The organism is Stenotrophomonas lactitubi, from assembly GCF_002803515.1.
In the GTDB taxonomy this organism is placed as follows: Bacteria; Pseudomonadota; Gammaproteobacteria; order Xanthomonadales; family Xanthomonadaceae; genus Stenotrophomonas; species Stenotrophomonas lactitubi.
This window is the reverse complement of record NZ_PHQX01000001.1, coordinates 568291-590104: the sequence shown is the minus strand read 5'-3', so window position 1 is coordinate 590104 and position 21814 is coordinate 568291. Positions and strand designations below refer to the sequence as shown.

23 protein-coding genes are annotated in these 21814 nt (G+C 67.5%); 13 read left to right on the top strand and 10 right to left on the bottom strand.

Annotation, left to right across the window (positions count from 1 at the left end):
- The first annotated feature begins 249 nt into the window (after positions 1-249).
- The 10 genes from CR156_RS02770 (at position 250) to CR156_RS02725 (ending at position 11011) form a co-directional block, all read left to right on the top strand.
- Complete coding sequence (locus CR156_RS02770) at positions 250-2448, top strand: TonB-dependent siderophore receptor (RefSeq protein WP_100551828.1); 2199 nt, start codon at positions 250-252, stop codon at positions 2446-2448.
- Positions 2449-2700: 252 nt separating this feature from the next.
- Positions 2701-4344, top strand: coding sequence for a malonate decarboxylase subunit alpha (mdcA, locus tag CR156_RS02765; RefSeq protein WP_100551827.1), 1644 nt, complete (start codon positions 2701-2703; stop codon positions 4342-4344).
- A 10-nt stretch (positions 4345-4354) separates the two neighbouring features.
- On the top strand, positions 4355-4675 hold the full coding sequence (gene mdcC, locus CR156_RS02760) for a malonate decarboxylase acyl carrier protein (protein WP_100551826.1): 321 nt from the start codon (positions 4355-4357) through the stop codon (positions 4673-4675).
- On the top strand, positions 4672-5580 hold the full coding sequence (locus CR156_RS02755; RefSeq protein WP_100551825.1) for a biotin-independent malonate decarboxylase subunit beta: 909 nt from the start codon (positions 4672-4674) through the stop codon (positions 5578-5580). Before mdcC ends, CR156_RS02755 begins: the two co-directional genes overlap by 4 nt.
- A gap of 2 nt (positions 5581-5582) precedes the next feature.
- Complete coding sequence (mdcE, locus tag CR156_RS02750) at positions 5583-6287, top strand: biotin-independent malonate decarboxylase subunit gamma (RefSeq protein WP_100554065.1); 705 nt, start codon at positions 5583-5585, stop codon at positions 6285-6287.
- Positions 6280-6930 (top strand): malonate decarboxylase holo-[acyl-carrier-protein] synthase, encoded by a 651-nt coding sequence (gene mdcG / locus CR156_RS02745; protein ID WP_100551824.1) that lies wholly within the window; start codon positions 6280-6282, stop codon positions 6928-6930. Before mdcE ends, mdcG begins: the two co-directional genes overlap by 8 nt.
- Complete coding sequence (gene mdcB / locus CR156_RS02740) at positions 6927-7784, top strand: triphosphoribosyl-dephospho-CoA synthase MdcB (RefSeq protein ID WP_100551823.1); 858 nt, start codon at positions 6927-6929, stop codon at positions 7782-7784. Before mdcG ends, mdcB begins: the two co-directional genes overlap by 4 nt.
- Positions 7781-8701, top strand: a complete 921-nt coding sequence (gene mdcH / locus CR156_RS02735; RefSeq protein ID WP_100551822.1) for a malonate decarboxylase subunit epsilon — start codon at positions 7781-7783, stop codon at positions 8699-8701. Before mdcB ends, mdcH begins: the two co-directional genes overlap by 4 nt.
- A 117-nt stretch (positions 8702-8818) precedes the next feature.
- Entirely contained in the window at positions 8819-10186 is a 1368-nt protein-coding gene (locus CR156_RS02730; protein ID WP_100551821.1) for an SLC13 family permease, read from the top strand.
- Between the two features lie 105 nt (positions 10187-10291).
- Positions 10292-11011, top strand: coding sequence for a GntR family transcriptional regulator (locus CR156_RS02725; protein WP_100551820.1), 720 nt, complete (start codon positions 10292-10294; stop codon positions 11009-11011).
- Between the two features lie 180 nt (positions 11012-11191).
- Here the strand turns inward: CR156_RS02725 and CR156_RS02720 are convergent, their stop codons facing one another.
- On the bottom strand, positions 11192-11530 hold the full coding sequence (locus tag CR156_RS02720) for a hypothetical protein (protein ID WP_100551819.1): 339 nt from the start codon (positions 11528-11530) through the stop codon (positions 11192-11194).
- A gap of 154 nt (positions 11531-11684) precedes the next feature.
- On the opposite strand from CR156_RS02720, the gene CR156_RS02715 reads away from it, so the two are divergent.
- The gene (locus tag CR156_RS02715; protein WP_100551818.1) at positions 11685-12632 is read left to right on the top strand and encodes a nucleoside hydrolase; all 948 of its coding nucleotides are present in this window, start codon (positions 11685-11687) and stop codon (positions 12630-12632) included.
- 4 nt (positions 12633-12636) lie between these two features.
- On the opposite strand, the gene CR156_RS02710 is transcribed toward CR156_RS02715, so the two are convergent.
- From CR156_RS02710 to CR156_RS02685, 6 genes are all read right to left on the bottom strand, one after another.
- Complete coding sequence (locus tag CR156_RS02710; protein WP_100551817.1) at positions 12637-13911, bottom strand: MFS transporter; 1275 nt, start codon at positions 13909-13911, stop codon at positions 12637-12639.
- 177 nt (positions 13912-14088) lie between these two features.
- Positions 14089-15225 (bottom strand): metallophosphoesterase, encoded by a 1137-nt coding sequence (locus tag CR156_RS02705; protein WP_100554064.1) that lies wholly within the window; start codon positions 15223-15225, stop codon positions 14089-14091.
- 82 nt (positions 15226-15307) lie between these two features.
- A complete protein-coding gene (locus tag CR156_RS02700) occupies positions 15308-16846 on the bottom strand; it encodes a TerC family protein (protein ID WP_100551816.1) in 1539 nt (512 codons plus the stop codon).
- 62 nt (positions 16847-16908) lie between these two features.
- Positions 16909-17133 carry a helix-turn-helix domain-containing protein gene (locus CR156_RS02695; protein WP_100551815.1) on the bottom strand — a complete coding sequence of 75 codons (225 nt, stop codon included), beginning with the start codon at positions 17131-17133 and terminating at the stop codon, positions 16909-16911.
- Positions 17134-17146: 13 nt separating this feature from the next.
- Positions 17147-17614 carry a DUF2975 domain-containing protein gene (locus CR156_RS02690; protein ID WP_100554063.1) on the bottom strand — a complete coding sequence of 156 codons (468 nt, stop codon included), beginning with the start codon at positions 17612-17614 and terminating at the stop codon, positions 17147-17149.
- 186 nt (positions 17615-17800) lie between these two features.
- Positions 17801-18394 carry an NMCC_0638 family (lipo)protein gene (locus tag CR156_RS02685; protein ID WP_100551814.1) on the bottom strand — a complete coding sequence of 198 codons (594 nt, stop codon included), beginning with the start codon at positions 18392-18394 and terminating at the stop codon, positions 17801-17803.
- A 131-nt stretch (positions 18395-18525) separates the two neighbouring features.
- Here CR156_RS02685 and CR156_RS02680 point away from each other — a divergent pair, with 131 nt between their 5' ends.
- Positions 18526-18837, top strand: coding sequence for a metalloregulator ArsR/SmtB family transcription factor (locus tag CR156_RS02680; RefSeq protein WP_089239470.1), 312 nt, complete (start codon positions 18526-18528; stop codon positions 18835-18837).
- A gap of 11 nt (positions 18838-18848) precedes the next feature.
- A complete protein-coding gene (locus tag CR156_RS02675) occupies positions 18849-20234 on the top strand; it encodes a DUF2867 domain-containing protein (protein WP_100551813.1) in 1386 nt (461 codons plus the stop codon).
- A 41-nt stretch (positions 20235-20275) separates the two neighbouring features.
- Here the strand turns inward: CR156_RS02675 and CR156_RS02670 are convergent, their stop codons facing one another.
- From CR156_RS02670 to CR156_RS02660, 3 genes are all read right to left on the bottom strand, one after another.
- Positions 20276-20707 carry a pyridoxamine 5'-phosphate oxidase family protein gene (locus CR156_RS02670; RefSeq protein ID WP_100551812.1) on the bottom strand — a complete coding sequence of 144 codons (432 nt, stop codon included), beginning with the start codon at positions 20705-20707 and terminating at the stop codon, positions 20276-20278.
- A gap of 134 nt (positions 20708-20841) precedes the next feature.
- Entirely contained in the window at positions 20842-21342 is a 501-nt protein-coding gene (locus CR156_RS02665) for a GNAT family N-acetyltransferase (protein ID WP_100551811.1), read from the bottom strand.
- Positions 21343-21353: 11 nt separating this feature from the next.
- Positions 21354-21797 carry a hypothetical protein gene (locus tag CR156_RS02660; RefSeq protein ID WP_100551810.1) on the bottom strand — a complete coding sequence of 148 codons (444 nt, stop codon included), beginning with the start codon at positions 21795-21797 and terminating at the stop codon, positions 21354-21356.
- Positions 21798-21814 lie beyond the last annotated feature (17 nt).

The following is a 21814-nucleotide window of genomic DNA, read 5'->3' as shown; positions in this document are numbered from 1 at the left end:
CTTGAGCGCCGAGGGCGGGGTCAGAGCCCGTTGCCTGGGCAACGGGATCCGACCCCGCTCCAGCCCCTGCCAGGCGCCGACAAACCCGTGCGCAATGACGCGAATTGTAATGTTGTTAAGAATTATTTACATTTGCGTCCTGCGCAGTGACCGCGCCGCTCCCAGATGGACCTGATGTGCCCGAAGCCGCCGCCCGGGTGCTGGACGACTGTTGCCGCCCCTTCCCCGCCTTCACGCTTCGAGCCCGCCATGTCCCTGACTCTCCGTACCCGCCTGCCCCGCCGTGCGCTGCTGCCGGCTGCCCTGCTGTCCTCCCTCGCCGTGGTTGCACCGTCGGCGTTCGCCGAGGTCGCTGCCGACGCCTCCGACGCCAAGACCCTGGACCGGGTAAGCGTGCGCGCCGAGCAGTCCGCGCCGCCGTCCAGCACCACCCGCCTGCCGATCACCCTGCAGGAAACGCCGCAGTCGTCCACGGTGATCGGCCTGCAGCGCCTGCAGGACGAATCGTTGTTCAGCCTCAACGACGTGCTGCGCAATGTCACCGGCGTCAGCGTGTCCTTCTATGACACCCAGCGCCCGCTGTACTACGCGCGCGGCTTTGCCATCACCGATTTCCAGGTGGACGGCATCCCCACCTACAGCGGCTCGACCAACCAGGAATACGACACCGCCTTCTACGACCGGGTGGAAGTGATCCGCGGCGCCAATGGTCTGCTCAGCGGCGCCGGCGTGCCGTCGGCCACGGTGAACCTGCTGCGCAAGCGCCCGGGCAAGGAGTTCGACGCCTCGTTCTCGGTCAGTGCCGGCAGCTGGGACTACCGCCGCATGGAGGCGGACGTGACCGCGCCGCTGACCGCCGACGGCCGCTTCCGCAGCCGCGTGGTCGCCGCCTACACCGATCGCGATTTCTATTACGACCGCTACAAAGAGAACAAGATGGCCGGCATGGCCGTGCTGGAAGGCGATGTGACCGACAGCACCACGGTCACCGTCGGCTACCAGACCCAGGACAACAACCCGGTGGGTTCGACCTGGGGCACCGTGCCGTTCTTCGACAGCAAGGGCAACTTCGCGCATCTGCCGCGCTCGACCAACCTGGCACCGAAGTGGAGTTACTGGCAGCGCGAGACCAGCACGGTATTCGCCAACCTGGAACAGCGCTTCGGTGAGAACTGGCTGCTGAAGATCAACACCGCCTACACCCGCGGCAACGTGCAGAACATGCGCCTGTACGGCACCGGCAATCCCGACCCGGTGACCGGCGCGGGCATCTACCTGCGCACTGCCGCCGGCGATTCGGAAGACACCCGCCGCAACGTCGACGCCTACCTGACCGGCACCTTCAACCTGTGGGGCCAGGAGCACGACGTGACCCTGGGCGCGCAGTGGGCCGACCTGGAAGGCACCACCAATACCCTGGCGCTGAACTACCCGCGCGATTGGGCGACGTGTGGCCGTGAGCGCTGCTACTACATCCCCAACGTGCACACCTGGGATGGCGACATCTCCGAAGTGACGTACACCCTTACCGGCGCACGCCGCGTGGCCAAGACCACGCAGAGCGGTTTCTACCTGGCCACCCGCCTGCGCCTGGCCGACCCGCTGGCGCTGATCGCCGGCGCACGCCTGAGCCGCTGGCAGACCCAGACCCGCGCCTACAACGCCGCCGGCGCCTATACCGCTACCAGCGGCGCGTACAAGGTGAGCGATGAAGTGACCCCGTACGTGGGCCTGGTGTACGACATCACCCCGAACGTGGCGGCCTATGCCAGCTACACCGAGATCTTCAACCCGCAGAACTACAAGGACCGCAACGAGAACCTGCTGGCGCCAGTGCAGGGCTCCAACCTGGAAGCGGGCCTGAAAACGCAGTGGTTTGATGGCCGTTTGACCGCCAACGCGGCGATCTTCGAAGCCAAGCAGGACAACTACGCGGTGCGTGACATGGGCGTGCCGGAAGGCTCGCTGAGCGATGGCAGCTCGGCCTACATCGGCGTCAACGGCACCAAGGCGCGTGGCTGGGAAGTGGACGTCAACGGCGAGATCCTGCCGGGCTGGACGGTCAATGCCGGCTATACCCACGTCAAGGTGACCCGCGCGGCCACCGACCTGCTGTACGCCAATCCGGCCGAGAACCTGCTGCAGCTCAATACCCAGCTGCAGCTGCGCGGCGCGCTGGAGCGCCTGAGCATCGGCGGTGGCGTGCAGTGGCAGAGCAAGGTGCAGGGCTACAACATCCCCTACCCGGTGGGTGTGGGCACCACGGTGACGGTGAACCAGCCGGCGTATGCGCTGGTGCAGTTCAACGCCAACTACCGCATCAGCGACAACTGGACGGCGACGCTGAGCGTGCGCAACGCGCTGGACAAGACCTACTGGGCCAACCTGGACTACAACAACTACGGCGAACCGCGCTTCGTGGCGGCCAGCCTGCGCTGGAAGTTCTGAGGCGCGCAGCGGAAACGGTGGGTGCCGACCGTTGGTCGGCCGACGCTCCGCCACGACCAACGGTCGTGGCCCACCTGAATGGGCCCGCCTCCGCGCGGGCCCTTCTTTTTGGTGGGTGCCATTTGCTGGGTGCCATTTGGTGGGTGCCGACCGTTGGTCGGCACGCCAGGCGGTCAGATTTGCTGCGCTGCGGGTTGCACAGTTCGCCATAATTATGGCGTAATTATTCCAACGCCATTCGGAAGTCCGTCGATGAACCCGAGCTGGGACACGCTGGAGCGGGGCCGCCAGGCGCGGCTGGAGCGCGCCGCGCCATGGGCCAAGGGCCACGAGGTGGCGGCCGGCGACATCGCCGATCTACTGCACGCGCTGCTGGAGCCGGGCGACAAGGTCTGCCTGGAAGGCAACAACCAGAAGCAGGCCGACTTCCTCGCCCAGGCGCTGGCCGACCTCGATCCGGCAAGGGTGCATGACCTGCACATGGTGCAGTCGGTGCTGTCGCTGCCCTCGCACCTGGATGTGTTCGAGCGCGGCATCGCCTCCAAACTGGACTTCTCCTTCTCCGGGCCGCAGTCGGTGCGGCTGGCCAACCTGGTGGCCGAGGGCCGCATCCAGATCGGCGCCATCCACACCTACCTGGAACTGTTCGGCCGCTACTTCATCGACCTCACCCCGCGCGTGGCACTGGTCGCGGCGCAGGCCGCCGACCGCCACGGCAATCTCTACACCGGCCCCAACACCGAAGACACGCCGGTGATCGTGGAGGCCACCGCATTCGGTGGCGGCATCGTCATCGCCCAGGTCAACGAGATCGTCGATACCCTCCCCCGCGTCGACATTCCTGCCGACTGGGTCAACTTCGTGGTGCAGGCGCCGCGCCCGAACCACATCGAACCGCTGTTCACCCGCGACCCGGCGCAGATCTCCGAGATCCAGGTGCTGATGGCGATGATGGCGATCAAGGGCATCTACGCCGAGTACGGGGTGAACCGGCTCAACCACGGCATCGGCTTCGATACCGCGGCGATCGAACTGCTGCTGCCGACCTACGCCGAATCGCTGGGGCTGAAGGGAAAGATCTGCCAGCACTGGGCGCTCAATCCACACCCGGCGCTGATTCCCGCCATCGAATCGGGCTTCGTCAAATCGGTGCACTCGTTCGGCTCGGAACTGGGCATGGAGAAGTACATCGCCGCGCGCGGGGATGTGTTCTTCACCGGCGCCGACGGTTCGATGCGCTCCAACCGTGCGTTCTCGCAGACTGCAGGACTGTATGCCTGCGACATGTTCATCGGCTCCACCCTGCAGATCGACCTGCAGGGCAACAGCTCCACCGCAACGCGCGACCGCATCGCAGGCTTTGGTGGTGCACCCAACATGGGTTCTGATGCACGCGGCCGTCGCCATGCCAGCGACGCCTGGATCAAGGCAGGCCAGCAGGCCGCGCGACCGGGCGAGATGCCGCGTGGGCGCAAGCTGGTGGTGCAGATGGTGGAAACCTTCCGCGAGCACATGGCGCCGGCCTTCGTCGACCGACTGGATGCCTGGGAGCTGGCCGAACGCGCAGCCATGCCGCTGCCGCCGGTGATGATCTACGGCGACGACGTCAGCCATGTGCTGACCGAGGAAGGCATCGCCAACCTGCTGCTCTGCCGCAGCCCGGAAGAACGCGAGCAGGCGATCCGCGGCGTGGCCGGCTACACCGCCGTCGGCAGGGGCCGCGACCGCGCGATGGTGGAAAACCTGCGCGACCGCGGAGTGATCCGCCGCCCGGACGATCTCGGCATCAACGTGCGCGATGCCAGCCGCGATCTTCTTGCCGCGCGTTCGGTGAAAGACCTGGTGCGCTGGTCCGGCGGTCTGTACGACCCGCCCAAGCGCTTCCGCAACTGGTAAGGGGAACGCCATGGAAACCCTCGACTATCGATTCGACGGCACGACGCCTGTCCGCTTCCCCACCGATGCCGTGCTGGTGGGCGTACTGGCCTCGGGCAACCTGGAAATCCTGCTGGAACCGGCCGACCTGGAAGGTGCGATGACGGTGCGCATCATCACCGCCGCGCGTGGCTTCGGCACGGTATGGCAGGCGGTGATCGCCGACTTCGCCCAGCGTCACCCCCTACGCGATGTACGTGTGTCGATAAACGATGCCGGCGCCACACCGGCCGTGGTCAGCCTGCGCCTGGACCAGGCGGTAGAGACCCTGCATGCCGGAGGCCAGTCATGACGCTCGCACAGCGCAGCAGCTATTACGAAGCCGATGCCCGCGCGCGCATCGGCGGACTGCTCGATGCGGGATCGTTCCGCGAATTTCTCGGCCCTGCCCAGCGCGCCATCAGCCCGCACTTGGCGCAGCTGGACCAACCGGCCGCCTTCGACGATGGCATCGTCGTCGGCGAAGGACGCCTGCGCGATAAACACGTGCTGGTGGCCGCGCAGCAGGGTGAATTCATGGGCGGCGGTGTCGGTGAGGTGCATGGCGCCAAGTTGACCGGCCTGCTGCGCCGCGCGGCAGCCACCCGGCCCGACGGCGTGCTGCTGCTGCTCGATACCGGTGGTGTGCGCCTGCATGAAGCCAACGCCGGCCTGATCGCCATTTCCGAGATCATGCGCGCCACCCTGGGTGCACGTGCAGCCGGTGTTCCGGTAGTGGCGCTGATCGGCAGTGGCAACGGCGCCTTCGGCGGCATGGGCATCGTCGCCCGCTGCTGCACTACGGTGATCATGTCCGAGGAGGGGCGGCTGTCGTTGTCTGGCCCGGAAGTGATCGAGACCGTGCGCGGCGTGGAGGAATTCGATTCGCGCGACCGCGCATTGGTGTGGCGGGTAACCGGCGGCAAGCACCGCTACCTGATCGACCAGGCGCAGGTGCTGGTACCCGATGCGATCAGCGCCTTTGCGCAGGCGGCCTTTGATGCACTGCAGCCAGACACCGCCAGCGCCGACACCGACGCGGCGCTGGCCGCGCTGCAGGCACGCCACGCCGCATTGAAAGCGCGCGTGGAAGCATGGGGCGACTGCAACGATGGACTGCAGATCTGGGCGCGCCAGGGCATTGCGGATCCAGAACGCCTGGCGCTGCTGGAAACCGATGCCTTCCTTGCCGCCACCGCGCACCGGAGCCTGCCATGAGCCTGCCATTGACTACGCTGCTGGACGCGCTGTTCCCGCGTGGCCACGCAATCGCGGTAAACGATTCGGTACTGACCGGATCAGCGACCACCGACGACGGCGAGGTGACGGTGATCGGCACCACCGACAAGATCGAAGTGGGCGTGGATCACGCCCTGGTGCTGGCCGATACCGTGCTGGCCAGCACCGCTGTACATCCGCAGCGTCCGATCGTGATGCTGGTCGATACCGCCGGCCAGCGGCTGGCGCGCCGCGATGAACTGCTGGGCATCAACGGCTACTTCGCCCACCTCGCACAGACCCTGGACCTGGCCCGCCGCCGTGGCGCGCGCCTGGTCACGCTGGTGTATGGCGAGTCGGTCAGCGGCGGCTTCCTGTCGTTCGGGTTGATGGCCGACCACATCCATGCCCTGCCCGATGCACAGGTGCGGGTGATGGACCTGCGCGCGATGGCACGGGTGACCAAGCAGCCGCTGGAAAAACTGCAGGCGCTGAGCCTGACCTCGCCGGTGTTCGCGCCGGGCGTGGAGAACTATGTGGCGATGGGCGCAGTGCAATCGCTGTGGGATGGTGATCTGGCGCGTCACCTGCTGGATGCACTGCGCGCACCCGCCGACGGTGACCATCGCGCCGCGCTGGGCGCCGAACGCGGTGGCCGCACATTGGCTGCGCAGGTGGCCATTGCCGTGAGCCAGGGCAATGCCTGAGCGGCCTGCCCGGCACACGCTGGTCTGGCTGTCGGCCGATGCCGATTGGCGGGCCGACGTGCCCACGCACGAGCCGCGCCTTGCCGCATGGTTGGCGCAGGGCCTGCCTGCGGTGGTGGCGCGTCGTGCAGCGGATGATCCCGATCCGCGCCTGCGACTGGGCGTTCCATTGCCACCGGCCGAGGGCAAGCATCGCCTGTCGTTGCGCGTGCCGTTGCGCCACGTTGCTCGCATGCACGCACCGCCGGCATTGAGTGAGCTGCTGGCAGCAGGCGACGCCGTTGTGCCGCAGGCATGGCAGGAATCACTTCACGACCTGCAGGCACTGGCCCCGGCCCGGGTGTTCGGCGCCTTCGCCTGGCAATGGCTGACTGCCCTGCCCTACGTTCATGAGCGTTCCGACATCGACCTGCTGTGGCAGGTGACCGATGCCGCGCAGGCCGAGGCGCTGATCGCGCAGTTGCTGGCATGGGAGAGCCGCCATCCGCATCGTCTCGATGGCGAGCTGTGCCTGCCCGATGGCGGCGCGGTGAACTGGCGCGAACTTGCCGGCCGCAGTCGGCAGGTGCTGGTGAAGCGCCTGGACGGAGCCGCATTGGAAGCGCGCGATACGCTGTTCGCCACGCGCGAGGCGATCGCATGAGTGCCGCCCGCAAGCCGTTGCCTGCATGCGGCGCGACGGTCGACAGCGCACGCCTGGGACGGCTGGCCATTGCAAGCCTGCACACCGAGCTGGCCTGCGCCCCGAAACCGGGCCTGGTCACGCCGTTCAACAGTGGCAGCCATGACGACATGGATGCCAGCACGTTCCTGCGCAGCCTGTTCGCCCTGCGCCACTACTTCACTGCGGTGGCCAGGGCCGGTGCCGCGGGTGCCCCCTTCACGATGCTGCGCGATCACGGCATTGCCGCCGAAGCGGCCATGCTGGCCGCCACCGCCGGCATCAACACCCATCGCGGTGCGATCTTCAGCCTTGGCTTGCTGGTGGCCGCCGCGGCTGGGTGCCGGCGCGTGCATGGCCAGGCCGTATCCGCCGCGCAGGTGTGTCTGGCGGTCCAGCAATGGAAAGACGCGCTGATCGCGGCGCCACTGGACCCGCACAGCCCGGGACAGCGCGCGCGTGCACGGCATGGCGTCTGCGGGGTACGCGAACAGGCCGCCGCCGGTTACCCGGTGCTGCGCGAGCTGGCCCTGCCTACCCTGCGCCACGCGCTGGGTAACGGCCTGCCGCACGATGCCGCACTGTGCCACACGCTGATGCAACTGGTGGCACAGGTGGACGATCTGAACCTGCTGCACCGAGGTGGCGCCGAGGGTCTGCGTTGGGCCCAGCAACAAGCGACCACATTCCTTTCCTCGGGCGGGGCCTTCGCGCCGGACTGGCGCATGCGCCTGCAGTCCATGGGCGATGCCTTCGTGATGCGTCGGCTCAGCCCGGGTGGCAGTGCCGATCTACTGGCCTGCGCCTGGTTCCTGCTGCAGCAGGAGGGTGCATGAGCCTGGCCCTGCTCTGCCCCGGACAAGGTGCGCAGCATCCGGCGATGTTCGACCGCGTGCGTGGCATCGCCGCTGCACGCGCGGTACTGGACGCGGCGGGCGACGTTCTGGGCCGCGACGTGTTCGCTGCCGCGGCCGCCGACGACCGCTTCGACAACGCACGAGCGCAACCGCTGCTGTGCGCCGCCAGCATCGCGCAATGGCATGTCCTGCGCGACACCCTGCCGAGCCCGATCGTGGTGGCTGGGTACAGCATCGGCGAACTGGCGGCGCATGCCGTCGCCGGTAGTTTCGATGCCACCGCCTGCCTTTCGCTGTCTGCCCAGCGCGCGCGTTTGATGGATGCCGCCAGTCCCACCGGTGCGGGTATGCAGGCCGTGCTGGGGCTGGATCGACAGACTGTGCAGGCGCTGTGCGAAACCCATGGCGCGCACGTGGCCATCGCCAACGGCGCAGATCATTTCATCATCGGCGGCACGCAGCAGGCACTGCAGGCGCTGGCCGCTGCCGCGCACGCGCAGGGCGCGGAGGTGCGCCTGCTGCCGGTGCATGTGCCGGCGCACACGCCACTGCTGTCGGCGGCAGTCGAACCGTTTGCGGTGGCGCTGCAGTCCACCACCCTGCATGCCCCTCGCCTGCCGCTGTTGGCTGGCATCGATGCACGGCCGGTGCGCGACACCACGACGACGGTGCATACGCTGTCCGCGCAGCTGGCGCAGACCATCGAGTGGGCACAGGTGATGCGCCAGGCCTTCGAGCGCGGCGCGCGCGTGTTCCTGCAGCTGGGCCCGGGCAACGCGCCGGCACGCATGATCGCGCCCGCCTATCCGTGCTGCGAGGTGCGCGCGATCGAGGAATTCCAGAGCCTGGACGGCGCGGCGGCGTGGGTCCGCAGCGCGCTGCAGCGGCTGCAGTAACGGGTTTGAGCAGTAGCGGGTTTGAGCAGTACGTAACGCGCAGTACGTAACAGGCCATACCCCGGGATGGCGGGCTTCCATCCGTGCAGTACGCGAATCAGGTGTCTGGGAGGGCGCATGACTCCACAAATTGCAACGATCATCGGTCTGGTGATCATGTTCATCGTCGCCACCGCGATGCCGATCAACATGGGTGCCGTCGCCTTCGCGCTGGCCTTCATCGTCGGCGGTCTCTGGGTCGACATGGGGGGCAAGGAAGTCCTCGCTGGCTTCCCGGGTGACCTGTTCCTGACCCTGGTCGGCATCACCTACCTGTTCGCCATCGCGCAGAAGAACGGCACCATCGACCTGCTGGTGCACTGGGCGGTGAAAGCAGTACGCGGCCATATCGTGGCCATTCCGTGGGTGATGTTCGTGATCACCGCCGTGCTGACCGCCTTCGGTGCGCTGGGCCCGGCCGCAGTGGCGATCATCGGCCCGGTCGCACTGCGCTTTGCCAAGCAGTACCACATCAACCCGCTGATGATGGGCCTGCTGGTGATTCATGGTGCGCAGGCGGGTGGCTTCTCGCCGATCAGCGTGTACGGCAGCATCACCAATGGCGTGGTGCAGAAGGCCGGGCTGGAAGTCACCGAGATGGCGGTGTTCCTGACCAGCCTCGGCTTCAACTTCATGATGGCCACGATCTGCTTCTTCGCCTTCGGCGGCATCGCGCTGCTGCGTCGCGGTTCGATCACTGCGGCGGGCACGGTCGGCACGGCGGAACTGGCGATGGCCGGTGGTCCGCAGGCCTCGTCGCGGCAGTTCGCCATCGAAGGCCACGGTGCGCTGGTCGCGGCCGGTGGTGGCACCCTGTCCAACGATCCGGTGGCACTGGATGCGGTGGGCCTGACCCGCGAGCGGCTGTTCACCCTGATCGGCCTGCTCGGCCTGGGCGTGGCCGCACTGATCTACAACCTCAACGTCGGCCTGGTCTCGATCACCGTTGCGGTGGTGCTGGCACTGCTGTCGCCGCAGAGCCAGAAGGGTGCGGTGGATGGCATCAGCTGGTCCACCGTGCTGCTGATCTGCGGCGTGGTCACCTACATCGGCGTGCTGGAACATGCCGGTGCCGTGGACTTCATCGGCCACGGTGTTTCCAGCATCGGCATCCCGCTGCTGGGCGCACTGCTGGTCTGCTACGTGGGTGGCATCGTCTCCGCGTTCGCCTCGTCGGCAGCGGTGCTGGGTGCCACCATTCCGCTGGCCGTGCCATTCCTGATGCAGGGCCATCTCAGCGCCGCCGGCGTGATCTGCGCGCTGGCGGTCTCCTCCACCATCGTCGATGTCAGCCCGTTCTCGACCAACGGCGCACTGGTAGTGGCCTCTGCCGCGAAGGAAGAACGCGAAACGCTGTTCCGCCGCTTCCTGGTCTACAGCGGCCTGGTGGTGGCATTCGGCCCACTGCTGGCCTGGCTGGTGTTCGTGGTGCCGGGCTGGATGTAACCAGCCAACGGTAGTGCCGGCCGCTGGCCGGCAATCTCATGAAGCCATCCAGCGATCATGGGTTGCCGGCCAGCGGCCGGCACTACCTGGCGTTACACTTTGTGCATGGCCATCGCTCCTGCTCCACGTACACCCAAGAAGCGCGCCCCTCTGTATGAGGAGGTGGCCGAACACGTGCGCGAGCGGATCTACGACTACCGCCTGCCACCGGGCGAGTGGATCGACGAGCCGGCGCTGTGTGAGGAACTGGGCATCAGCCGCACGCCGCTGCGTGAAGCGCTGAAGCTGCTCGCCGCCGAAGGCCTGGTGCAGATCGATGCCGGCCGCGGTGCGCGGGTGACCCGATTGACGCTGGAAGACCTCAACCAGCTGTTCCCGGTGATGGCAATGCTGGAAGGACGCTGTGCGCATGAAGCGGTCAAGCACATCGACGACGCCGGCGTGCAGCAGCTCGAGGACCTGCACGCAGCGATGGAAACGGCGGCCGCAGACGGCAACATCGCCGAGTACTACCGCAACAACTACCTCATCCACGAGACGGTGCAGCACTACGCCGGCAACCCGTGGCTGATCCGCATCACCCACGACCTGCACCGTATCCTGAAGATGCATCGCGGGCGCCAGCTGCTGGCCCCGGGCCGCACCGCGCAGTCGCTGGCTGAACACCGCGAACTGATGGAGTGCTTCCGCCAGCGCGATGCGGCCGGCGCCGAACGCACGATGGAGCGGCATCTGCTCAGCCAGGGCCAAGCCTTGGCCGCGTATGTGGCCAGCGGCGGATTGTTGAACGTGCCTGCGCCGTTGCCGACCGAAGGTGGAAGCTGAGTTCATGGGGTTGCCGGCCAGCGGCCGGCACTACCAGGGCGTGACCTGTCGAGGTTGCCGGCCAGCGGCCGGCGCTACCAGGGCGTGACGTCTCGAGGTTGCGGGCCAGCGGCCGGCACTACCAAGGCGAGGCCAGGTCACGGTAGTGCCGGCCGCTGGCCGGCAACCTGGAACGTCTCCTCAATCGCCGCCGCCGCAGCTGCCGCCGTCCCCGCCTCCACCGCTGTCGCCGCTGCCGCAGTCCGTGCTGCTGTAGCTGGGGTGGCTGTGGCTGTCGCCGGAAGAACCACCGGAAGAATCATAGGCGCCACCGCCATTTCCATCGCCGCGCGCGGGTGAGCCATCGGCAGTAGCCATCGCCATGCACACGATCGCGCCGACCAGCGGCAGCAGCCACACCACCAGCAGCTGCCCGGCGCGGCTGCTGACGCGAAGGTCGTCGCGTCCCAGCACCACGAAGCTGGCCACCAGGTTCAGCCCCAGCACCAGGGCAATCAGGACGAGGGTCACAGCCAGCATGGCGCAGCTCCTTGCGACGGGTTCGGGCCCGCAGACGATACCACCGCCGCCGGTTCGCCCTGCCTGTCATGAAGATGGGACAATGTAGGGCGCGCCGGCCTGCCCTCGGGGCCGCCGGCCCCCCTGCACCACACGGAAGAAGAAGAACAACAACATGTTGAAAGTCATTTTCGATACCGACCCGGGCGTCGACGACGCGCTGGCGCTGCTGTACCTGCACAAGCACCCGCAGATCGACCTGATCGGCGTCACCACCACCTTCGGCAATGCCTCGGTGGAGTCGACCACGCACAACGCGCTGTACCTGAAGCAGGCCTGGGGCCTGTCCGCGCCGATCGCGCGCGGCGCTGGAGGCCCGCTGCAGCCCGAAGCCACTCCGGAAGCCTGGCCGGTGCATATCCATGGCTACAACGGTCTGGGCAACCACCCGGTGCCGGAGGCCCTGGATGTGGCCACCGACGGCCGCCCGGCCCACCAGCTGATCATCGACCTGGTCCGCGCCCACCCGGGCGAAGTGACCCTGGTGGCAGTCGGCCGCATGACCAACCTGGCGCTGGCCCTGCAGCAGGCACCGGACATCGCCGGTCTGGTGCGCGGCGTTGTGCTGATGGGCGGTGCGTTCCACGTCAACGGCAACATCACCCCGGCGGCCGAAGCCAACATCTGGGGCGACGCCGAAGCGGCTGACATTGTGTTCACCGCCAATTGGCCGGTGACCGCCATCGGCCTGGACGTGACCACCCGCGTGGAAATGGACCGTGACGGCCTGGACAAACTGGCCGCCATCGGTGGCGCCGATGCCGAACTGGTGCGCGCCCTGTCGCAGGACTACGTGGACTTCTACCTGCAGGCAGGCCACAAGGGCATGGTCGTGCACGACTGCTGCGCCTGCATCGCCCTGACCCGCCCGGAACTGTTCCAGTTCGAGCGCGCCAGCGTGCGCGTGGCCACCGACGGCGTCGCCCGCGGCATGACCATTCCCAAGCCGGAAGGCATGGGCTTCGGCCCCAGCGTGTGGGATGGCCACGTGCTGCAGTCGATTGCCATCGGCGTCGATGCGGGTGCGGTACTGGCCGACATCGAGCAGACCCTGAAGGTCTAAGCGCTCACTGCCCGCCCCGGGACACGGGGCGGGTCTTCGGCACGGTCTCCGGCAACGTCCACAGCACCGGCAGCACCAGTACTGCCACCAGCGCGATCATCGCCCCCGGCGCTGCTGACCATCCGCTGCGTTCCACCCACCATTGCGCCAACCACGGCGTCGCCCCGCCGAACACCGCGGTGGCCATGGTCACCCCCAACGCCAGTCCACTGACCCGGCCCTCGCCCGGGAACTGTTCTGCCGTGGCCGGTGCCGCCACGGCACTGATGCCACCGGCCACGCAGGCCAGCACCACTGCTGCGAGCACGATGCCCAGTGGCGCGGCAGACGCCATCCAGCCGAACATCGACAACGGCAGCAGCGCCGCCAGTACCGTCAGCCCCAGCAGCAGCGGACGCCGCCCGAAGCGATCGGACAACGCGCCGCACAGCGGAGTGATTGCGATCACCGCCACCGCTGCAATGGTCGACAGCCACAGCGCATCGCCTTCGTCGTGTCCCTGCGCGTGCAGGAACGCTGGCACATAGGTGATGCCTACGTAGTAAGTGATCGACCCCAGTGCGGAAATCGCGAACGTGCGTGCCACCGCACCAGGATGGTTGCGCAGGACATGCCGCAGCGGCGTGGCGGGAATGCTGCCTTCGCGTCGCTGCCGTTCGAACTCCGGCGATTCGTGCATGCCCGAACGCGCGATCAGGATCACCAGTGCCAGCGCCGCGCCGAAGAAGAACGGGATTCGCCAGCCCCAGCTGTCCAGCTGCGGCGCAGGCAACAGCGCCACCGTGAGCGCGGAGATCGCCACCGCCAGCAACGCGCCCACTTCACTGGCCGCCGAGGCCAACGAAGTGACCAGGCCGCGTCGTCGCGCCGGCGCGCTTTCCAGCAGGTAGGCGACCACGCCGGTGTATTCGCCGCCCACCGAGAATGCCATCACGCAGCGCAGGATCAACAGCAGCACGCCGGCAGTCGCACCAGCGGTCGCCGCCGTCGGCAGCAACGCGGTGGCCAGCATGGCCGCCGCCATCAGCGCCATCGAGGCCAGCAGCATCCAGCGCCGGCCGAGCCGGTCGCCCAGGTGGCCGAAGCACAGCGCACCGAGCGGACGCATCAGGTAGGACACCGCGAAGCCGGCCAGGGTAACCAGCATCGCCTCCTGGCCGCCGCCGAAGAACACCCGCGACAGCACCGTGGCGAAGTACAGGTACAGGGTGAAGTCGTACCACTCCACCACCGTGGACAGGCCGGCCACCCACATCGAGCGCTGCCGCCCCGCAGTCATTGCGTGTTTTCCTTCATCGCCGAAGGGTGTCATGGCGGCAGTGACGATGCAGTAGATCCACGCCATGCGTGGATGCCCCGGAAGGAACGCAGTAGATCCACGCCATGCGTGGATGCCCCCCGGGTTAAATGGGGTCAGAGCCCTTTGCCGCTGGCAAAGGGATCCGACCCCACTCTGTTACGGCGCCCGGCGCAGGGTGATCAACGTGATCTCCGACGGCACGCCGATGCGCGCCGGGAATCCCGCCCACAGGCCGGCACCGTTGCTCACGTAGAGCGTCATGCCATCCACCGCATAGCGGCCGGAAACGAAGCCGCCGTTGGCACGCTTCACCAGCTCGTCCATGCCGATGATCTGGCCGCCATGGGTGTGCCCGGAAAGCTGCAGCTTCACCCCGCGTGCAGCCGCTTCGCGTGCATTGCGTGGCCGATGGTCAAGCAGGATCACCGGTGCGGTCAGGTCGGCACCGGCCAGTGCGGCGTCCAGGTCGGGCAGTGGCAGGCCATAGCGCGAGGCCACCGGGTCGGTCACCCCGGCGATGGTCAGCGCTGCATCACCACGAAGCACCTGGGTGTGGCTGTTTTCCAGCACCTGCATGTGCAGCGCGCGGAACGCCTGCATCCATTCGCTGTACTGCGCGTAGTACTCGTGGTTGCCGGTGATGACGATCACCCCGTCCGGCGCACGCAGGTCAGCCAGTGGGGTGTAATCGTTGCGGCGCGCCTGCACGCTGCCGTCAATGAGGTCACCGGTGATCACCACCAGGTCCGGTTGCAGCGCATTGCTTGCTGCTACGACCTGGCGCACCCAGTCGCCGGTGAGCAGGCGGCTGGCATGGATGTCGGTGAGCTGCAGCACGCGGTAGCCATCGAAGGCCTGCGGCAGGCCGGCGATGGCCACCTCGATCTGCCGCGGCTGGGGTACGGCCATGCCCTGGCTGACACCGAAGCCGCTGAGCAGCAGTGCCAGCACCGCAACGGACGGGCGTAGCGCCCTGCTGCGCAGTGCAGACAGGGCACGCGGTGCGCGCAACAGGCGGGCAGCCAACAGTCCGGCGTCCAGCACCAGCAGCGCCAGGGCCAGCAGCAGCACCGCGGTGGAGCCGGTGGCCAGCGTGGCGATGGCCATCTTCGGAATTTCCGGCGAGGCCATCGTGCCCCAGAAGCTGGCGACGATGCGCAGCTGCACGGCAATGCCCACCAGCAGCACGGACAGCACCACCTTCAACCAGACAGGCAGGCGCAGTGGCCAGAACAGGCGCCAGGCCACATACAGGCCCATCAGAAAACCAATCGTACTCAGCACTACGACAATCCAGAACGGTAAACAGGCCCGCCATGGTGACGGCAGAAGATGGCAATGGATAGAGCCGAGCACGGGCTCGGCTCTACCGTCGTCACGCCTCCGGCAAGCGCTCCACCCGCAACCGCGTGATGCGGCGCTTCTCCATTGCCAGCACGGTGATGCGGATACCGGCCACCTCCAGCGTGTCGCCGATGTCGGGCAGGCGCCCCAGCTGTTCCAGCACCAGCCCGGAGATGGTCATGTAGTCCGCGCTGCGCGGCAGCGACACGCCGGCCAGCCGCTGCAGGTCGTCCAGGGTCAGCGCGCCGTCGGCGTCCCAGCAGTCCTCGCCCTGCGCGACCACGCCATAGCGCTCGTCCTGGGTATCGGCCAGATCACCGGCGATGGCCGCCAGCAGGTCGTTGGCGGTCACCAGGCCTTCCACGCTGCCGTACTCGTCCACCGCCACCGCCAGCGGCACCGGATGCTGGCGGATCAGCTCCAGGGCCTGCAACGCACTGGCGCTGGACAGCACGTACTGCGGCTCGCGCAGGTTGCCTTCCAGTTGCAGTGGCTTGCCCTGCAGCAGGTCGGCCAGCAGGTCGCGGCTCTGCACCACGCCACGCAGGCTGTCCAGGTCACCGTCGCCCACCAGCATCCGCGTATGCGGCGACGCCACCAGGCGGGCGACCACGTCGTCGTCACCGCGCGCCATGTCGATCCACTGCACGTCGGCACGCACGGTCATCACGCTGGACACCGGGCGGTCAGCCAGGCCCAGCACGCTGCGTATCATCTCGTGCTCGGCCGGCTGCAGGCGTTCTTCGGTACTGCCACGTTCATCGGCTTCTTCTTCATCGTGGCCATTGGCCTGGCGCGCGCCCAGCAGGCGCAGCACTGCATCGGCGGTACGCTGGCGGAACGGCTGGCGCTGCTCGTTGCGCTCGTGGTTGAAACGTATCCACTGGTTGAACGCTTCCACCAGGATCGAGAACGCGATGGCCGCGTACAGGTACCCCTTCGGAATCTTGTAGCCCAGGCCCTCGGCCACCAGGCTGAAACCGATCATCAGCAGGAAGCCCAGGCACAGCACCACCACGGTCGGGTGCTTGTTGACGAAGCGGGTCAGCGGTTTGCTGGCCAACAGCATCAGCACCATCGCGATGGTCACTGCCGCATACATCACGCCGAGGTTGTCGACCATGCCGACGGCGGTGATCACCGAGTCCAGCGAGAACACGGCATCGAGCACCACGATCTGCGCCACCACCATCGCGAAGCTGGCGTAGACCTTCTTGCCATCTTCGTGATGCTCGCGGCCTTCCAGCCGCTCGTGCAGTTCCATCGTGCCCTTGAACAGCAGGAACAGGCCGCCGCCCAGCAGGATCAGATCACGCCCGGAGAAGCTGTGCTCGAACAGGGTGACCAGCGGTTCGGTCAGTTTCATGATCCAGGCCAGCGCGGCCAGCAGCACCAGCCGCATCAGCAGCGCCAGCGCCAGGCCGATCACCCGCGCGCGGTCGCGTTGGTGCGGCGGCAGCTTGTCGGCCAGGATCGCGATGAACACCAGGTTGTCGATGCCGAGAACGATCTCCAGCACGACCAGGGTTGCAAGGCCCATCCATATCGAGGGGTCAGCCAACCATTCCATTTCAGGTCCGTTTCGTCAGTAAGGGGAAAGTGATGCGATTCAGGCGCGCGGCGGGGCGAAGGTCAATCCGCATCCTGCGCCTGCGTGGGGTCATGCCCGAGCAGGTCGCCGGGGCTGCATTGCAGTTCGCGGCAGATCGCATCGAGCGTGGAAAAGCGGATCGCACGTGCCTTGCCGGTCTTCAGGATCGACAGGTTGGCCAGGGTGATGTCGATGCGCCCGGCCAGCTCGGACAGGGTCATGCCACGTTGCTGCAGCATGCGGTCGAGGGTGATGATGATCGCCATCAGCTCATGCTCATCAAATCACGCTGTCCAGATCGTCGCGCATCGCTGCGCCGACGGTGAACACCCGCGCCAGCACGAACAGCATCAGCACCGCGACCAGGCCGGTGATCGACATGCCGCCGCCCACCTCCATCCAGGCGAAGTCCGGCCCCATCCAGCTGGCGTAGAGCCCGATCACGATCGACAGCACCTCCATCGCCAGCATCAGCCAGGCCATGCGTTGCAGGCGCACGGCATTGGCATGGGTGAAGGGGCGCTCGTTGGCCGCAGACCGCAGCAGCCGCGCCAGGTGGCGCAGGAACACCAGGCACAGCACCAGCAGCGCGACGATGGCGGCAAGGCCCACGCAGAAATGCAGGAACAGATGCGAACCGTGCATGGCCGCCGCGTGCGCATCGTGCACGCTGTCCAGCAGCCAGCTGCGGTCGTAGGCCACCAGCGGCACTGCCAGCAGCGCGGCCAGGATGCCCAGCCAGCACATCGCGCGCACCGCCTGCACGGCGGTCTGGGCCAGGGTGAACAAGCCGCGCGCAGGAAGGGCGCGGGCGGGACGAACGGTCAAGCAGCCTCCGATGTGGAGCGGCCCTGCCGCCCCGGGGTGGATTTATCGATAAACGATATATCACATCCGGGGGCTGTTGGCTGAATCGCTTCCGCTCCGGCGCCGTTACCGGGCGGGTGCGGATGCAGGCGGCGCGGCCTGTTCGCGCATCGCTTCGCCCGGCGTGGCCGAGGCCATCGCCTGCACCCCCGCTTCGGCGGCCTGCCGGGTAACCAGCCGGAAGCGCACGCGCAGCTTGCTCTCGCCCGGCGTTGCCCAGCCGTACTGGATCGCCACCTGGTCGCCGGACAATGGACCGCGCGAGGGCAGCGAGCGGATCTGCAGCGGTTTCGGCGCGGCCTGCATCAGCCGCGCGAAGCCCTTCTGCACCACTGCCGGGTCGGCCTTCTCGGCATACACGGTACAGGTGCCATCGTCGGCCCAGCTGACCGCATAGCGGCCACTGGCCAACGGCACCATCCACGCCATGCCCGGCTGGCCCTGCAGCAACGTGGCCGCCTCGGCCGGCTGCAGCGGGGTCAGGCCGTTGGCATCCATCAGCGACTGCAGGCGCGCCGGTGCGCCGATGTGCTGCATGCAGGCGGTGTCGAACAGTTCGCTGAAGGGATCCTGCGCCGGTGCCTTCGGCGCACGCGCGGGCTGGGCCATCACCACGATCGGCAGCAGCAGGCCAGCCGTCAGCCAGGGCGCAGGGCGCATCGCAACTCCAGGGAACGGAAAACAGCGGGGAGGATGGCAAAGCCGGGTGGCAGAACGCAACGGGCACGCCCGCGCTTGACATCATCCAGCCCCAGGGAGAACATCAGTTAACGAATTAGTTAACTAACCCCATGGACCGCATCTTCGAAGCCCTGGCCTCCACCGCACGCCGGCAGATCCTGGCCTACCTCAGCGCCGGCGAGCTCAGCGCGGGCGAGCTGGCCGAGCGCTTCGATTTCAGCAAGCCGGCACTGTCCAGCCACCTGCGCATCCTGGAAGACGCCGGCCTGATCGAACGCGAGAAGCGCGGCCAGTTCGTGTACTTCCGGCAGGTGCCCGAGCGCCTGGCCAACACGCTGTTTTCCTGGGCCGCCGAAGTCTGTCCGGTCGGTGGCCCGCTGAAGCGCGAAGCGCGCGCACGCCGCAAGACACCCGCCCGCTGAGGAGCACTGCGATGCCCGGTTCGACCCGCACCAGCCGTTCGTTCCCGAGTATCCAGCTTCCGGCACAGGACGGCGGTGGCCCGGTGGAAGTCACTCTGATCGCGCAGCTCGGCATCGGTGCCGGCGATGCGCTGGTGAGCGATGCCAGCCAGCGCCAGCGCCACCACCCCGCTTTCATCGATGCACTGGACGAGCCTTCAGCGCGGCTGGGTGGCATGCACCTGCAGCACGGCGATGCGTCGTCGCTGTACAGCTTCGTGGTGGGTGCCGGTGGCCATCCCTTCCATCGTCATGCCGGGCCGCGCATGTTCACCGCCATCGCCGGCAGTGCGGGTGCCGAACTACGGTTTGCCAGCGCGTCCGATGGGCAGCTGGCGGACGATCCCGCACACTTCCTGCGGTCACTGCGTCGTGTCCGCATCCCACCGGATTGCCTGTTCACCGTGCGCTTTGGCGGCGGCACCTGGCACCAGTTCGCCTCGAACAGTCCGGCACACCCTGCGCTGTTCGCGCTCTCGTGCCACAGCAATGAACTGGCCGGGGCAATGAGCGAGCAGGCACGCGCACAGGCACAGGCCAATGCCGCAGACATCCCCAGCTTGACCGACGTGCTGCCTGCAGCGCACTGGCCCACCGCAACCACGCTGGCGGCCACACCGTTGCTGCAGTTGTCACTGCAGGCGGCAGCACCCAGCCTGCGCGCGCGCCTGTGCGCGCAGACGCGCACGTTGCTCGGGCCGCTGCGCCGCCTCAGCCTGGAGCCACTGCGCGGATTCGTGGAACGGGCGACGCCGGCGTACCCGGTCTGCAGCAGCGCGGCGCCCACGCAGGGGATGCTCGCCAGCGCACTGCCGCACAGTCACTACAACGACACGACCACGCTGGCGCTGCACGGCGGGCAGACCGGCCACCGCTCCGCCTCCGCACTGCTGGCCGACGTACTGGACGGATTCCTGCGCAACCCGCCAGCCGGCGTCGGCCGCTTGATGGCCCTGCGCAATCGCCTGGTTGCGCCGCTGCGCCTGCGCACCTCCCCGCTGGGCTGTCCGGTGTCGTCACTGCTGTCCAGCGACCGCAGCCGCGTCTTCGGTGGTCGTTTCCCGGTACTGGATGCGCAGGTGGATGCGGAAGACCGGTGTGCCGAAGTGCTGCTCGGTGCCGATGACCGCCATCTGTGCTTCCGCAGCAGCGTACGCGTGCAGTTCAACGAGGACGGCCAGGTCGAGATCAGCCTGGGCTCGCGCGTGCAGACGCTCAATGCGTTCGGTCGCTTCTACATGGCGATGATCGACAGCGCGCATCGGCATTACGTGGCCCCGGCCCTGCTGCGCCGCGCAGTGGAACATGCGCTGGCGCCGGAACTGGCAGCGTGGTCCGGCGAGCCTGCGCACTCCTGACCCATGGACGCAAGGCACGGGGCCCTGTACGGGTTCCGCGATCAGACCACGATTTCGCCCTCGTCCTCGCCATCCCAGTAGTGGATGCGGCTGGCGTGCACGTGGATCAGCACCAGCCCTGGCGTGTCGACACCCTGTTCGAACCACCGCTCCAGGTCCTTCACCCAGTGCTGGGCCATCGTGCCGCGATCGCGGACCAGCGCTGCCCTGCCCTGCACGTGCACGAACAGCGGCGGCTTGCCCAGCAGTGACTTGCTGCCGGTAAGACCCAGCGCCACGTTCGGGTCGGCGCTGATCTCGCGCACCATGTCGGTCTCTTCCATGGTGAAGAACCAGCTGTCGCCGTCGTAGTCCACATCGCCGTTGTTGCTCATCGGGCGCCCAGCGATCTGGCCACCGGCATGAGTCTGCAGCATGGTGAAATCGATGCCGGCCATCTTCTTGGCCAGTTCGGGCAGGGTGAGCGTGGTCATGCGCAGTTCCTTCGACAGGTGGGCGCCCAGCGTCTGCCCAGTGCGGTGACCGAGGCGTGGATGACTGCTGCCGGTTTCTTCACGCGGTGAGCCCGGCGGTGCTTCTGCGCTCGCGCTGCAGTGACACTCGAGCGTCAACGCGGATAGCGGAACACCAGATCGTCCGGATCGCTGCGCACCGCCGCCCCATCCAGCACACCGCCAAGGCGAACCGCCACAGCCTGCGAGGCGTGGTTGTCCGCTGCCATGTAGCTGACCAGGGTCGGCAGGCAACGCACCACGAACGCCCAATCACGCAACGCCGCAGCGGCTTCGCTGGCGAAACCCTGCCCTTCCTGCCCGGCATACAGCAACCAGCCCAGTTCCTGTTCCGGGAACAGCGGGCCATGGTTGATGCCAACCTGGCCGATGCACTCGCCCGTATCGCGGCGCTCGATCATCAACGCGCCGTGCCCGAACAGATGCCAGCTGGCCAGGTCGTGGCAGAACTGTCCCCACGCGGCAACCTCACCAAATGGCCCACCCATGCCGCGTGCGCGGGGCGAGGCCAGGAATGCGGCATACACGGGGAAGTCGTCCAGGCGCTGCGCGCGCAGGCGCAGGCGGGGGGTTTCCAGCAGCGGAATGTCGATCATGCGTGTATCGGTCAGTACACGGCCAGGAAGCCGCACCCGCGGCGCTGTGGCTGGCCTTCAACCGTCACCTGCACGCTGGCCGATGTATCCACGCCTTCGGCATTGCGGCAAGGCTCGCGCTTGATCTCGACGATGGTGGGCTGCTTGCCCAGCTCACCGTTGAGTACTGTCAACGAACTGGGCGCACCGGCCGGCTGGCCGAGGTAGCGCAGCGTACCGGTGCTGTTGCGGCCGGCGATGGTGAGCGTGGCATCGTGGTTGCCCTTGCCGGTGGAGGCGATCTCGATGGACCAGCCTTCACCACCGCCGGTGAAGGCTGGTACCGGGCTGGCATCCGCGGCGATCGAAGGATGACGCGGTGCATCGGCGCCCGCATCGGCTTGCGGTGCACTGCTGGCGCAGCCAGCGAACAGGCCCGCCACCAGCGTGGCAGTCACAACGGAACGCAGAGTCATGGCGTACTCCTCCGGCA